We start from the raw sequence: 13,318 nt of genomic DNA on the forward strand, positions 1-13,318 counted from the left end.
GCGACCAACCGCATCCATGCAAAAGAGCCGGCGATGAAGCCGGCTCTCTGCAGTTTCGATTCAGATCAGAATGTTGCGTCCTGAACGCTGCCGAGGTTGACGTCGCCAAGCGTACGGAAGGTCAGGCGAGCGCCGATCGACCAATTGGTGGCCGAGCTGGCTGTCGAATCCTTCTTGTCGAGGAATGACACGGTGAAGATCGTGCATTCGTCCTCATAGGAAAGACCGACGCCCTGGCGAGTGATCTCATTGCTGTTGAGATCATAGCTGACCGTGCCGAAGACGGACCAGTATTCCTTGAACTTGATCTGCGCGCGCGACTGGATTTCGTCCTGATTGCTGGTGAAACCATATTGCGGCTGGGCCGCAATATGCGTGTAGATCAAGGATGTCTGGAACACATCGTTCGAGAAGCCAACTGCCGTATCCCCGCGACGGAAGGCAAAATCCTTCTCGTCGAAGCGGTAGGACTGCGACAGCGAAATGCCCTGCGGTGTCGTCAAGCCGAACATGGTGACATAGTCGGAACGGGTGGTTTCAAGTCCTGAATCCGAACCTGCACCGGCCAGATCGTCGGTCGCAAAGGAGTTGCGTCCCGCGAGCTGATAGGACTGTCCGAAAATATGCTGCAGTTTGTAACCGCTGTCGAAGCTGGCGGTGTAGCGCCACCCGACATTGGCACGCGTGCCGCCTTCAATGCGGTCGAAGCCCGAGAACTTGTCACGATCAAACAGGTTGGTCGCATCGAAGACAAAGCTCTGCGCGTCTTCATTCGGAAGCCGCCCGGCAAGCTGCTCGTCCGGGCGCACATAGATCTGCGCGATCGGCTCGAACACGTGGGTGCTGTTGCTTGTCGTGATGAGGAACGGATATTTGGCTTCGAGACCCAGGGTCGCCATGCCGCGCGCGGCATAGTCGCTGTTGTCATAATTGCCGGAGTAGGTATTGGCGGCCGGCCCGTTCATGTCCAGGCCGTAGACGTCACCGCGAAGTGCTGCCAGCGGCGTCAAAACCAAGCCTTGATCCGTGGTGAAGGTACGCTGCCACTGCAGCTCGGTGCTCAGGCGCGTATAATCTCCGGAAAGACCGAGATAGCGGTCATTCAGATTGGCGTCGCCGAGATTTGCGACATTATCGAGCACAGACGTTTTGTCACGCGACAGATGCGTGAAATTCATCGTTGCCGACAGCTCGCCTCCGTAAACCGAGTTTGGATCGACATAGTGATAATCGACGCTCGGATAGACATATGCCTGCTGCTTCTGCGCCGTGGCATTATTGTCTGTATCCTGCTCGTTATAGTAGAAGGCGCGCATGTCGAAGAAATTGCGCTTTCCGATACCAGTCAGGTAGGCCTGGTTCGTATGGGTGCTCTGGTTGAGCCCGTCCAGTCCATACGTGCGCGAGAAGTTATTATCGCTCTGCGCCATGACATCCCAGCCGAAAGTCCAGCGAGGATTGATCCTGAAATCGGCCTTGGAATTGATCATGCCGCGCGTCTTGTGCTCGGCATCGGTCGTACCGGCCGTGAAGGCGTCCGGATTCATCTGGCTGATGCCGGCAACACGCAGGGTGTGGGTGCCGTTCTCGAAGCGCTGGCGGAATTCACCTTGGAGCAACAGACCTTGATTGCTGTAGCCCGTTGCGGTGACCGTCGCATCCATGCTCGGCGAGATGACGTAATAATAAGGAACCGTTACACCGACGCCGAGACGCTGAGAAACGGTCACCGATGGGAACAGGAAGCCGGACTTGCGCTTGACCGTATTGTCTGGGACCGTAATCCAAGGAACATAGGCGATCGGCTGTCCGAACAACTCGAAACGGGCGTGCTCGAGACGAATCGTGTGTGTTACGCCGTTCTGGACGACGCGCTGTGCTTTGACCTGCCACAGCGGCGCACGGCCCTGTTCTGAGCAGGCCATGCAAGCGGTATAGACGCCCTTTGTAAGAATCAGCTGATTGCCGCCGACTCGCTCGCCCTTTTCGGCGACCATGCGGGTGTTGTCAGGCATTTCAATGCGAAGGGCGTTGACGAAACCGTCGGAGAAGCTGTCGGTGACGTCCATTTTGTCACCGTACATGCGATTGCCGTCCGGGGTGATCAGCTCAACATTTCCGAGAGCCGTCATCCGGCCGGATTTCTGATTATATTCAACCTTCTGGGCGACCATTCTATAGCCGCCATAGTTGATCTGGACCGCACCCGTCGCCGTGACGATCTGTGTATCCTTGTTGTAGACCAATTCGTTTGACGAAAGGACTAGCTTAGAGCCTTCCGGCACCTTCACCTTGATAGGGGAGGTCGCAGCGCCGGTGCCGCCATTGTTGGTGTTGGCATTATTATTATTGGCCTGGGCGTAAGCGACGACCGGACTCAAAATATATGCACACGCGGCCGTGCCCGTAACGAGGGCAGCCACATACTTTCTGATACTCTTGCGGTTGCCTGCCGCCACTTAGCCGTCCTCCTGATGAAGCAGGATCGTTGCTCCGAATGCCAATGCGACGATCACGGGTATCCATGCCGCCACGTAGGGAGGAACCACTCCGCTGCTCCCGAATGCCTTTACAAGCACGGTGACAACATAAAGCACGAAGCCGGAGAGGATTCCACCCAGAATCACAGAGCGCGATTGATTGAATCTACTGAATTTTAGGGACACGGTTGCCGCAATCAGAGTCATTGCCACGAGAAGGAATGGCTGTGACAGCAGCGAGTGAAACTGTGTCTCAAGTGCGTTGGTCGAGATGCCGAAGGAGCGTGCGACCTTTATTCGATTAGAAAGATCATAAAAAGCAATGGTTTCCGGTTGCGCCAAACGTTGCGAGACGAAATCCTGTTTCAGATTCGTACGGACCTGTATCGAATTTTTGTGATCCGGAATTTCGCCCGGCCGCCGTTCGACAACATTGTTAAGAAGCCAGTAACCATCTTCCAACTTTGCCGAGTCCGCATCCTGTCGCAGGACGATATTTCCCTGTGAATCGAAGTGGATAAACACGACACCCGTCAGGGTCGTTCCGTTGTTCAGAATGGCCTTTGCACCAATGATCGTGTCGTCTTTTCCGTTGGACTGGCGCAGCCATGGAATCGAAAGCGTATTGCGATAGGACGGGTCGCCGCGCAGATCGGCTTCGATCGCTTCGGCATGTCGCTGGCCCCATGCCGCTACCGGATTGAGGGCAAGCATGGTCAGAAGCCCGACGCAGAAAGCACCCATCAGGAAGGGTGTCATGAACTGCCACACGGAGATGCCGGCAGCGCGCGCGATAACCAGCTCGCGGCGGCGGTTGAGGGCGATCAGCACCGTCATGCCCACGAAGAGCGCGATGAACGGCACCGTCTGCTGCAGGATGAACGGCAGTCTGACCGCCGTCATCAGCAAGCCGATGGAGACGGTATATCCGGGCAGGCCGGCGAGCCGTCCAGCGGTCTCGCTGAAATCGACGAGATAAACGATCGAGACGACGCCAAGGAAGAACCAGAACGTCGTCACGATGTAACGCGTGAAGAAGTAGCGCCCGAGCGTACCGAAAATCATGCACCGCCCCCGTTCGAGCTGCCTGGTGCGGTCGGCATGCGGTCCTGAATTCTTTGCCGCCAGTTGCTGAGGCGGTTGCGGATCGAGACGGGCATCGTCATCTTCCGGTTCCGCAGCAAGAGGATGATCGCGATAAGCGCCGCGATGATATTGATTGCGTAGAGAACGCCGATGAATTTGGCTGAATGGTCGATCTGGTTGGCAGCGTAGAAATCTGCCCAGCGCAACGCGAAGGATAGGGTCAGCGCCGACACCATCGGATGTAGCCGTGCCTCGCGATGTGATCGCGCATCACCGGCGATAACAAGCGATATCAGCGCAAAGATTGCCGGCAGCGCCCAGTCGTTGAGGCGGCGATGCAATTCAGCGCGGTAATCGCCAGGTCTTTGCTTGTAGTCCGGATCGTTCGTATCCGGATTGAGCAGGAAGCCAAGGCTGCGGTCGCTGGCACGGGCATTTGCCTGGCCGCGGCTTTGCGTCATATCCGACAGGTCGAAGGAGTAGGAATCGAACTTGATGACCGAGACGCTGCCATCGGGCGTCTTGCGGTGGACCTCGCCGTCCTTCATCAGCAGCGACGTACCGCTCGGATCGACGGCGCCTTCCTTGGCATAATAGATGAGGTCAAAGGCGGGGTCGCGGGAATCGACGACAAACAGCCCCTTCAGGATTCGCCCCGAAAGCCGCTGCGAGATCTGCACATAGAGCCCATCTTCGATACGTCGGAAGTTCTTCTCTTCGATCACGGTGGACAGAAGATCGGCATAGGCCTCGGCCACCATCTGGCGGGCGGCGACACGCGCTCTCGGCTCGACGACATTGTCGACGAAAAAGGAGAACACGCTAATCGCAATCGCGAGAATCATGATCGGGCGGATGATGATGCTGCGCTTCGCGCCGGCAGCTTCCATGACGGTCAGCTCGGAATCGCTGTTCATCGCCGTCAAGGTCTGTGTGATGCCGATGACCAACGCGAAAGGCAGAACGATCGGGATGATCGTCGGCAGAATGAGCGTCGCAAGCTTCGCGAACGACCCCATCGACTGGCCGCTATCGGTCACGAGATTGATGCGTTGCAGGACCTGGGTGGTCCAAATAATGGCGAGCACTGGCAGCAGCGCTACCAGGAACATCATACCGACACGCCGTACGATATATGTCTCGAATAACTTCATGCCGGCCCTTAAACGCAACAGCTGCCGAACGAGCCGACAGAGATTCACCCTCCTCTACGCTGTTTACGTTTTTTTGGCGACAACCAACTTGAAAAAAATTCGTTAATTTTCCGAGATTCTTCTGTCGTGTGTCGTTTGGGATAAAGCGAGCAGCGCGGCGAATATGACAAGCGAGGAAAGCCAGCCGAGGACGGCATCGGAAAGATAGTGTCCGCCAAAGGCTACTCTAAGTGCCGGAATCAGCAGCGAAACTGCCGCGATCGGCAGGGCGGCCGCCGATCGGAACGGCTGCGGAATGATGAGGATCAGACAGAACAGCCAGCCTGCCGCTGCCGCTTCGCCCGAGACGAAGGAACAGTTACTGACACATTTGCCGGCGAAGGATCCGGCATGCACGAAATCGAGCGTGCCGCCGAAGAGATCGGTCTGTCGTGGGCGCGGGCGCCCGGAGAAGGTTTTCAGCCACAGATTGACGATCAGCACGGGGCCCAGGAGCAGGGAGCCGAGCGCGATCTTGAGATTGCGGGCTCTGAGCGCGTTGAAGGTCGCGCCGTGATCCTGCCAGCATCTGAGAAGCATCCAGAGCAGCACGAAAGCGACGACGTAAGGTAGCTGAAAGAATATTTCCCTCAGCAGGCGCATGTGCTGATCGCCGCTATAAGGGAAAATGCCGCAGATCTGGTCGGGCTTGGTGCTTCCGAGGCATTGCTGCGGTTGGAAGAACATGGTCGCGACGCCGAGATCGATCTGTGGAAAAAGTGAAAACAGACCCAGCAAAGCCCACCAAAGACAGAAGAGAGCGATGAAGGTATCACCCGCCGTGCGCGGCCGTAGAATCTCCGGAAAGCGATCTTCGCGATTGAGGCTATTGAAATCTATGATCAAGGCGGCTTTCCGACAAGAATTGTGCCGCCGAGGCGGCTAAAACACCGTCGCGCGCAATCTAGCCTCGCTAAATGACAGGGATTTGAAGCCGCCAACCGCCATATATAAGGAATGCAGCGCTAAACGCTTGTATTCCTTAGTCAGACCTTGAATGATGGTTGTGCAAAGTTCTCTCACTACGACGCATATTATCGGAGCAGAAATGTCTGTGAAATTCGAGATTTCCTTCGCCAAGTCGGCTCGTCTCAGCGGCGGTCTGGCCATTCTCCTGAAAGGCACGGATAGTGAGCTGCCGGCTGGTGCCGAGAGCGCCGATCCGGCGAATGTTTTCGCCAAGGCGGCGCCGGTGTCCGGCTTCAAGAGCAAAGCGTTGAGCAGTCTGGATATCATCGCGCCGGAAGCCTCGCCCGTCGACCGGATCATCGTCATCGGTGCCGGCAAGGCCAAGGGCCTGAACGCGCACGACTGGTTGAAGCTCGGCGGCACAGCAGCTGCAAAAATCCGCAATACGGAGAAGGTCGCGATCTTCCTCGATGCACCTAGCGTCGAAGTCGGGCCAAAGGAAGCGGCCGATTTTGCCCTGGGCATGCTTCTGCGTGCCTACAGCTTCGATACCTACAAGACGAAGAAGGGCGATGAGGACGAGAAGGGCGCCTCCCGCAAGGCGGTGAAGGTGACGATCGTCACCCAGGAAGCGGCAGCTGCCAAGAAGCTATACGCGACCTCCGAAGCCGTGGCTGGGGGCGTGATTCTCGCGCGCGATCTCGTCAACGAGCCGTCGAATGTTCTCGGGCCCGTGGAATTTGCGGCCAAGGCAAAAGAATTGGAAAAGCTTGGCGTCGAGATCGAGATCCTGACGGAGCGTGAAATGCGCCGGCTCGGTATGGCGGCCCTGCTGGGGGTCGCGCAAGGTTCTGCCCGTCCGCCGCGGCTGGTGATCATGCAATGGAAGGGCGGCAAGGCGAAGGACAAGCCGGTCGCCTTCATCGGCAAGGGCGTCGTCTTCGACGCCGGCGGTATCTCCATCAAGCCGGCTGCAGGCATGGAGGAGATGAAGGGGGACATGGGAGGGGCTGCGGCCGTGACCGGCCTTATGCATACGCTTGCGGCACGCGAAGCCAAGGTCAACGCCATCGGCGTCATCGGTCTTGTGGAAAACATGCCCGACGGCAATGCACAGCGCCCGGGCGATATCGTCACCTCCATGTCCGGCCAGACGATCGAGATCATCAACACGGATGCCGAGGGGCGGCTCGTTCTTTGCGATGCGCTCTGGTACACGAATGACCGCTTCAAGCCGCAGTTCATGATCAATCTGGCGACCTTGACCGGCGCGATCCTGGTCGCGCTCGGCAATCTACAGGCCGGTCTGTTCTGCAATGACGACAAGCTGGCGGGTGAGTTGACGGCGGCAGGCCTTGTGACAGATGAGCGTCTGTGGCGTATGCCGCTCGGCAAGGACTACGACAAGATGATCGACAGTAAGTTCGCCGATATGAAGAATACCGGTGGACGCCACGCAGGTTCGATCACCGCTGCCCAGTTCCTCAAGCGCTTCGTCGGCGACACGCCCTGGGCGCATCTTGATATTGCCGGCACGGCGATGGGCTCGGTTCAGGATGAGATCAATCAGTCCTGGGGTTCCGGTTTCGGCGTGCGCCTGCTCGATGAACTGGTCCGTGCCAACTACGAATCGTGACCAGCCGGATTTTGTGAGATAGCGCCTTTCCGCTTTTCTTCGAATCGCGAAAATGCGCTATCCTCCCTTGTGACGCATTCCGAACGGAAAACTGCTTCGCACTTTGCCTGGAATTGCTCTAGAAGAGGCGCCATGACCGACGTTCTCTTCTACCACCTGACGGAATCGAAGCTCGAAGATGCCCTGCCGCCGCTGATCGACAAGAGTGTCGAACGCGGCTGGCAGGTCGCTGTGCAGATGCGCGAGCCGGCACGGCGCGATCTTCTCGATAGCCATCTATGGACCTATCGCGAGGATAGCTTTTTGCCGCATGGCACCGATGAAGACGAAATGGCAAGTCGCCAGCCCGTGCTGCTGACGATTTCGCCTGACAATATAAATGATGCCACCGTGCGTTTCTTCATCGATGGCGCCGAGGTGACGGATGTCGGAGCCTATCAGCGCGTCGTGCTGATGTTCGACGGCTATGATCAGGAACAGTTGGAAAGCGCGCGCGCCCAATGGAAACGCCTGAAGGGCGAGGGGCATAATCTCACCTATTGGCAGCAGACGCAGGACGGCCGGTGGGAGAAGAAGGCCTGACCTTTCCCCATCGTGAAGAGCAGCTTTACGCGCCTTCCGACAGGATCTTCTGGATGAAATCCTTCTTCGCCGCCGTATAGGATGCGCGATCATTGGCATATTTTGCCGCCAGTTCGATCTTCAGTGCCTCATAGGCATGCGCAAGATCCGGTTCCCTACGCAACCGGTCGCGAAAGATCAGGAAGTTGCGCCAGGTCGGGCCGCCATATTCGACCACATGCACGAGGTGCGTGCGGGTATCCCCTTGAATGTCACGGCCGAAAATATGGTCGTCCGGTACGATATTGCTGCCGGCATAGACGTAGCCGATGGAGGCCATCGGCTCGACACAGGCAAGCCCATCCTCGAACCGCCGCACGCCAACGGCAATATCGATGATCGGCTTGGCTTTTATCGTTGGGATCGAGGTGCTGCCGAAATGCTGGACATCGACGGCAAGGTCGCCGAGAGCCTTGCGAATGGCAGCTTCCTCCAGCAAATATGCTTCGTGCCAGCTCTGGTTCGGGTCGGCGAGTTTGACGGATTTGTTGCCGACGCCGAGGCCAAAAGATTGTTCATGCTCCGATGCCATAGGCATCTCTCCAGTGAAGACGATGCGCCACGCTAGCACGCCGCGGGCGGCATTGTCTTCACCGGGAAAGCCTCATCAATCGTAAAATGCGTCGACAAATTTCCGCTTGCCGAGCATGAAGGCATCGGCAACGTGGCGCAGCGGCGAAACGTCGACATCGGATGTACCGGCTTTGACGATCTCGGCAAAGCGGCGATAGAGCGAGGGATATTCGGCCTCGGGCGCCGAGAATTTCAGCTCGCCATTGACCGAAAGCTTGGAACCGCCTTCGGCAAGAAGCATCTGGCCGGCATCCGTCTCGGCGACGATATCCCAGCTCTGCTTGCCCGTCTGGCGCCAGTCGAATTCGGCGCGGACAGGAAGGCCGGTTCCGCTCTTGAAATGCAGGTCGGCGGCGATCGGCGAATCACGGTTTTCCGGGAATTCGAGCGTCGCGCCGGTCAGAAAGAGCGGCGGCAGGATGTGGGTCACGATCGACAGGGCATTGATGCCCGGATCGAAGACGCCAAGGCCGCCGGCCTGCCAGATCCATTCCTGGTTCGGATGCCAGTGGCGGACATCTTCCTTCCAGATCACATGGGCACTGCGGATATTGGTGCTGGCGAGGAAGCTCTTTGCAGCCTCCACTGCCGGCGCATAACGCGAGTGCCAGCTTGCAAAGAGCGACACGCCCTTGCTCTTTGCAAGGTTTTCAAGATCCGCCACTTCGCTGAGCGTCGCGCCCGGCGGCTTTTCCATGAAAACATGCTTGCCGGCCGAAAGCGCCTTGTATGCGGCTTCATAACGATATTGCGGCGGCATGCAGAGAGAAACGGCATCGATGTCAGGCACGGCATCGAGCATGGCTTCGATCGTCGTGAAGGCGGGGATGCCTTCGACAGTGCCATGACGGCTTGCCGTCGCGATCAGTTTGAAATCCGCATTGTTCGCGATGGACGGAAGATGCTGGTCGCGGACGATCTTGCCGACACCGACGATAGCGAGGTTGATGGGGGACATGAGTGTCTCTCGATTAGTATGATTATTGATGCGATCTTTATCAGAATGCCTGATGTGGGCAAGGGCGGCAAATCGCAAATGCAGGCGGCAGGTCCAATCTTGATGCTTGGAAAACGGGTGCCGGCTCTTGATTCACAGCCTGAAATCGGCACTCTTCCTCTGCGCAGCCAAAAGATCCGGGAAGAATCGCTGCGGGGGGAAATCATGAAAACATTGCTCGGCTTCAGCCGAATCGTCGACTATGTGACTGAGATTATTGGAAAATCAGTCTCATGGCTTATTCTGGTGGCCGTCTTGGTCAGCGCCGGAAATGCCGTCGTGCGCAAGGTCTTCAACACCTCGTCTAACGCATGGCTGGAAGCGCAATGGTATCTGTTCGGCGCCGCCTTCATGCTCGCCGCCGCCTACACGCTGCGCCAGAATGAACATATCCGCATCGATATCGTCTACGGCTCCCTGCCGCGCCGGGTGCAGCACTGGATCGACCTGCTGGGCCACTGCCTGTTCCTGATGCCTTTCGTGCTGCTCATGGTCTACGATCTCGTGCCCTATGTCCGCACCTCTTTCATGTCCGGAGAGGTGTCTTCCAGCGCCGGCGGCCTGATCATCTGGCCGGGCAAGGCTGTGCTGCTGGCGGGCTTCTTTCTGCTGGCGTTGCAGGGGCTTTCCGAGATCATCAAGAAGATCGCCGTCATGCGCGGCGATATGGATGATCCGACGCCCTATGTGCCGACGCATGCGCCGCTCGATATCGAAACCCCGACCGGGGAGGCGCGCTGATGCTCGAATTCCTTGGCGTGAACATGGCGCCGATCATGTTCGCCTCGCTCATCATTTTCCTGCTTCTCGGTTATCCCGTCGCCTTCGCGCTTGCCGCCAACGGGCTGTTGTTCTTCTGGGTCGGCGTCGAGCTCGCACCCTATTCGGGCGGCACCATCAATCTCTCATGGCCGCTCCTCAACGCGCTTCCGGATCGCTTTTGGGGGGTGATGTCGAACGACACGCTGCTGGCGATCCCGTTCTTCACCTTCATGGGCATCGTGCTGGAGCGATCCGGCATGGCCGAAGACCTGCTCGACACTGTCGGCCAGCTTTTCGGACCTATTCGCGGCGGTCTTGCCTATGCGGTGATTTTCGTCGGTGCGTTGCTGGCGGCCACCACCGGCGTCGTCGCTGCCTCGGTTATCGCCATGGGTCTGATCTCTCTGCCGATCATGCTACGCTATGGCTATGACCGGCGGGTCGCCTCCGGCGTCATCGCCGCCTCGGGTACGCTGGCGCAGATCATCCCCCCGTCGCTTGTCCTGATCGTACTGGCCGACCAGCTCGGTCGTTCGGTTGGTGACATGTATGCCGGTGCCCTCATTCCCGGCCTCGTGCTGACGGGTCTCTACATGCTCTATGTATTGATCATGTCGATCGTGAAGCCGAACTCCATGCCGGCATTGCCGAAGGAGGCCCGCTCGCTCGGCGCCGGCGTCACGTCCTTGCTCTTTGCTCTGTTGATCTGCGCCGGCGTGGCCTATGCCGCACATGTTTACCTGACGCCCACCTATGGCGAAAACGCCGATATTCTCGGTGCAACAGTTGGCGTCGCCTTCATCTACGCGATCGCCGTGCTCGATAAGGGGATGAAACTCAACGTGATGTCGCGGCTGGCCCAGCAGGTCATCATCGTTCTCATTCCGCCCTTGGCGCTGATCTTCCTCGTGCTTGGCACGATCTTCCTCGGCATCGCGACGCCGACGGAAGGCGGCGCAATGGGGGCGGTGGGCGCGCTCATAATGGCGGCTGCCAAAGGTCGATTGAACATGGAGGTCGTCCGCTCGGCGCTGACGTCCACGACGCGGCTTTCTGCCTTCGTGCTGTTCATCCTGATCGGCTCGCGCGTCTTTTCGCTGACCTTCTACGGCGTCAACGGCCATGTCTGGGTCGAGCATCTGCTGGTGTCGCTGCCGGGCGGCGAGGTCGGCTTCCTGATCGCCGTCAACATCCTCGTCTTCGTGCTCGCCTTCTTCCTCGATTTCTTCGAGCTTGCCTTCATCATCGTGCCGCTGCTGGCGCCTGCGGCCGACAAGCTCGGCATCGACCTCATCTGGTTCGGCGTGCTGCTCGGCGTCAACATGCAGACGAGCTTCATGCACCCGCCCTTCGGTTTCGCGCTGTTCTATCTCCGCTCGGTCGCTGCGCGCGTGCCTTATCTCGACAGGGTGACGGGCAAGCAGATCGCGCCCGTCACGACGGGGCAGATCTACTGGGGATCCGTGCCTTTCGTCGGCATCCAGATCCTGATGGTGGCTTTGACGATCATGTTCCCGCAGATGGTCATGCACTACAAGGGAGCCGGCACGGGTGTCGATCCCAACACGATCAAGATCGAGGTTCCCGGCTTCGGCGCACCCGGCCAGGACAATGGCGGCGACCTCGGTCTGCCCGGGCTGCAGCTTCCAGGCGGCAATCCGCTTGACGGCAAGCCGGCGGATCAGGGCGGCGGCGATCAGCCGAAGCCGCCAGCCAACGATCTCAGCCAGCCTCCGTCGTTTAATTGATGCACACGGCGCGCATCGGCCGCTTGTCGATCGAACGCAACGAAAAACCCCGGAGCGATGTTCCGGGGTTTCCTCTTTTGAGATCGGCTATTCGCTCAAATCTTCCCCGAGCGCTGCAGCGTCATCATGTAGACGTCATAGCTGTATTCGGCGACCTGGGTATAGAGATAATGCTGGCCGCGGAAGCCTTTGATCGAGTCCCAGATCTTTTTGAAGGTCGGGTTGTTGGCTTCCATTTCCGCATAGACCTCGTTGGCCTTGTCGAAGCAGGCATTCAAGATCTCGGTGCTGAAGGGTCTGAGCTTCGCCCCTTCGGCCACGACTCGCTTGATGGCGGCGGGGTTCAGGTAATCGTATTTCTGCAGCATGTTGGCGTCCGTCGCCTGTGCGGCCGTACGCAGCAGCGATTGATAGGCCTTCGGCAGGCCTTCATAGGCCGCCTTGTTGAACATGACATGCACGGTCGGGCCGCCTTCCCACCAGCCGGGATAGTAGTAGTAGGGCGCCACCTTGTAGAAACCGAGCTTCTCGTCATCATAGGGGCCGACCCATTCGGCCGCATCGATCGTGCCTTTCTCGAGCGCCGGGTAGATGTCGCCGCCGGCGAGCTGCTGCGGCACGACGCCGAGGCGTTCGACCACCTTGCCGGCAAAGCCGCCGATGCGCATCTTCAGCCCCTTGAGATCGGCAACAGTGTTGATTTCCTTGCGGAACCAGCCGCCCATCTGCACCCCGGTATTGCCGGCCGGGAAGCCGATCAATCCCTGCGTCGCCAGGAATTCATTGAAGAGATCGATACCGCCGCCGTGATACTGCCAGGCATTCATGCCGCGGGCATTGAGCGCGAAAGGAACGGCAGCTCCCAAGGCCCAGACCGGATCCTTGCCCCAATAATAATAGGCGACTGAATGGCAGGCCTCGACGGTTCCGGCTGAGGTTGCGTCTGCTGCCTGCAGGCCCGGCACGATTTCGCCGGCTGCAAACACCTGGATGTTGAAATTGCCGTCGGTAGCCTCGGAAACATATTTCGACAGCACTTCGCCGCCGCCATAGATCGTATCGAGCGACTTCGGAAACGACGATGTCAGGCGCCAGTTGATTTTCGGATTGCTCTGCGCAATGGCCGGTGCTGCAAGCGTTGCAGCCGCTGCCACCGACCCGGCGCCGGCGACGCCGGCTTTCCGCAGAAATGAACGACGATCCATCTATTACTCCCCCCGGATACGAGCGGGCGGGCTCGCCCGCTCTTCGTGATCACAGCCACAGCTAATCACGCCCCTCGGCGCGTTTCAAGCGTATCGGAAGCTGGTGCA

At 58.5% G+C, this 13,318-nt stretch carries 11 protein-coding genes; 4 read left to right on the forward strand and 7 right to left on the reverse strand.

The window, feature by feature from the left end; translation table 11 throughout:
• Positions 1-65 precede the first annotated feature (65 nt).
• The 4 genes from PH558_RS17810 to PH558_RS17825 form a co-directional block, all read right to left on the reverse strand.
• Positions 66-2,459, reverse strand: a complete 2,394-nt coding sequence (locus tag PH558_RS17810; protein WP_285205789.1) for an LPS-assembly protein LptD — start codon at positions 2,457-2,459, stop codon at positions 66-68.
• Positions 2,460-3,545, reverse strand: a complete 1,086-nt coding sequence (lptG, locus tag PH558_RS17815; protein WP_095434409.1) for an LPS export ABC transporter permease LptG — start codon at positions 3,543-3,545, stop codon at positions 2,460-2,462. It lies immediately after the preceding gene.
• A complete protein-coding gene (gene lptF / locus PH558_RS17820; protein ID WP_285205792.1) occupies positions 3,542-4,720 on the reverse strand; it encodes an LPS export ABC transporter permease LptF in 1,179 nt (392 codons plus the stop codon). The genes lptG and lptF overlap by 4 nt, the downstream gene beginning before the upstream one ends.
• 102 nt (positions 4,721-4,822) lie before the next feature.
• Entirely contained in the window at positions 4,823-5,605 is a 783-nt protein-coding gene (locus PH558_RS17825) for a phosphatase PAP2 family protein (protein ID WP_285205794.1), read from the reverse strand.
• 202 nt (positions 5,606-5,807) lie between these two features.
• Here PH558_RS17825 and PH558_RS17830 point away from each other — a divergent pair, with 202 nt between their 5' ends.
• Together PH558_RS17830 and PH558_RS17835 are read left to right on the forward strand one after the other, a co-directional pair.
• Positions 5,808-7,304: a leucyl aminopeptidase gene (locus PH558_RS17830; protein ID WP_285205796.1), complete on the forward strand. Its 1,497-nt coding sequence runs from the start codon at positions 5,808-5,810 to the stop codon at positions 7,302-7,304.
• Between the two features lie 132 nt (positions 7,305-7,436).
• The gene (locus PH558_RS17835; RefSeq protein WP_095434413.1) at positions 7,437-7,886 is read left to right on the forward strand and encodes a DNA polymerase III subunit chi; all 450 of its coding nucleotides are present in this window, start codon (positions 7,437-7,439) and stop codon (positions 7,884-7,886) included.
• A 25-nt stretch (positions 7,887-7,911) separates the two neighbouring features.
• Here the strand turns inward: PH558_RS17835 and PH558_RS17840 are convergent, their stop codons facing one another.
• Both PH558_RS17840 and PH558_RS17845 read right to left on the reverse strand, forming a co-directional pair.
• Positions 7,912-8,457 (reverse strand): GrpB family protein, encoded by a 546-nt coding sequence (locus tag PH558_RS17840; protein ID WP_015339373.1) that lies wholly within the window; start codon positions 8,455-8,457, stop codon positions 7,912-7,914.
• Between the two features lie 75 nt (positions 8,458-8,532).
• Positions 8,533-9,456: a Gfo/Idh/MocA family protein gene (locus tag PH558_RS17845; RefSeq protein ID WP_095434414.1), complete on the reverse strand. Its 924-nt coding sequence runs from the start codon at positions 9,454-9,456 to the stop codon at positions 8,533-8,535.
• 204 nt (positions 9,457-9,660) lie between these two features.
• Here PH558_RS17845 and PH558_RS17850 point away from each other — a divergent pair, with 204 nt between their 5' ends.
• Positions 9,661-10,236 (forward strand): TRAP transporter small permease subunit, encoded by a 576-nt coding sequence (locus tag PH558_RS17850; RefSeq protein WP_095436231.1) that lies wholly within the window; start codon positions 9,661-9,663, stop codon positions 10,234-10,236.
• A complete protein-coding gene (locus PH558_RS17855) occupies positions 10,236-12,005 on the forward strand; it encodes a TRAP transporter large permease (RefSeq protein ID WP_285205797.1) in 1,770 nt (589 codons plus the stop codon). Before PH558_RS17850 ends, PH558_RS17855 begins: the two co-directional genes overlap by 1 nt.
• A 95-nt stretch (positions 12,006-12,100) precedes the next feature.
• On the opposite strand, the gene PH558_RS17860 is transcribed toward PH558_RS17855, so the two are convergent.
• Positions 12,101-13,210 (reverse strand): TRAP transporter substrate-binding protein, encoded by a 1,110-nt coding sequence (locus tag PH558_RS17860; protein ID WP_095434416.1) that lies wholly within the window; start codon positions 13,208-13,210, stop codon positions 12,101-12,103.
• Positions 13,211-13,318: the final 108 nt, after the last annotated feature.

Origin of the sequence: Rhizobium pantanalense (genome assembly GCF_030182525.1) — a bacterium.
Taxonomy (GTDB): domain Bacteria; phylum Pseudomonadota; class Alphaproteobacteria; order Rhizobiales; family Rhizobiaceae; genus Rhizobium.

What these genes read in the sequence shown, in the direction of transcription:
- lptG (WP_095434409.1), bottom strand. Translation starts at nt 3,545, where the DNA reads ATGATTTTCGGTACGCTCGGGCGCTACTTCTTCACGCGTTACATCGTG.
- lptF (WP_285205792.1), bottom strand. Translation starts at nt 4,720, where the DNA reads ATGAAGTTATTCGAGACATATATCGTACGGCGTGTCGGTATGATGTTC.
- PH558_RS17830 (WP_285205796.1), top strand. Translation starts at nt 5,808, where the DNA reads ATGTCTGTGAAATTCGAGATTTCCTTCGCCAAGTCGGCTCGTCTCAGC.
- PH558_RS17835 (WP_095434413.1), top strand. Translation starts at nt 7,437, where the DNA reads ATGACCGACGTTCTCTTCTACCACCTGACGGAATCGAAGCTCGAAGAT.
- PH558_RS17840 (WP_015339373.1), bottom strand. Translation starts at nt 8,457, where the DNA reads ATGGCATCGGAGCATGAACAATCTTTTGGCCTCGGCGTCGGCAACAAA.
- PH558_RS17845 (WP_095434414.1), bottom strand. Translation starts at nt 9,456, where the DNA reads ATGTCCCCCATCAACCTCGCTATCGTCGGTGTCGGCAAGATCGTCCGC.
- PH558_RS17850 (WP_095436231.1), top strand. Translation starts at nt 9,661, where the DNA reads ATGAAAACATTGCTCGGCTTCAGCCGAATCGTCGACTATGTGACTGAG.
- PH558_RS17855 (WP_285205797.1), top strand. Translation starts at nt 10,236, where the DNA reads ATGCTCGAATTCCTTGGCGTGAACATGGCGCCGATCATGTTCGCCTCG.
- PH558_RS17860 (WP_095434416.1), bottom strand. Translation starts at nt 13,210, where the DNA reads ATGGATCGTCGTTCATTTCTGCGGAAAGCCGGCGTCGCCGGCGCCGGG.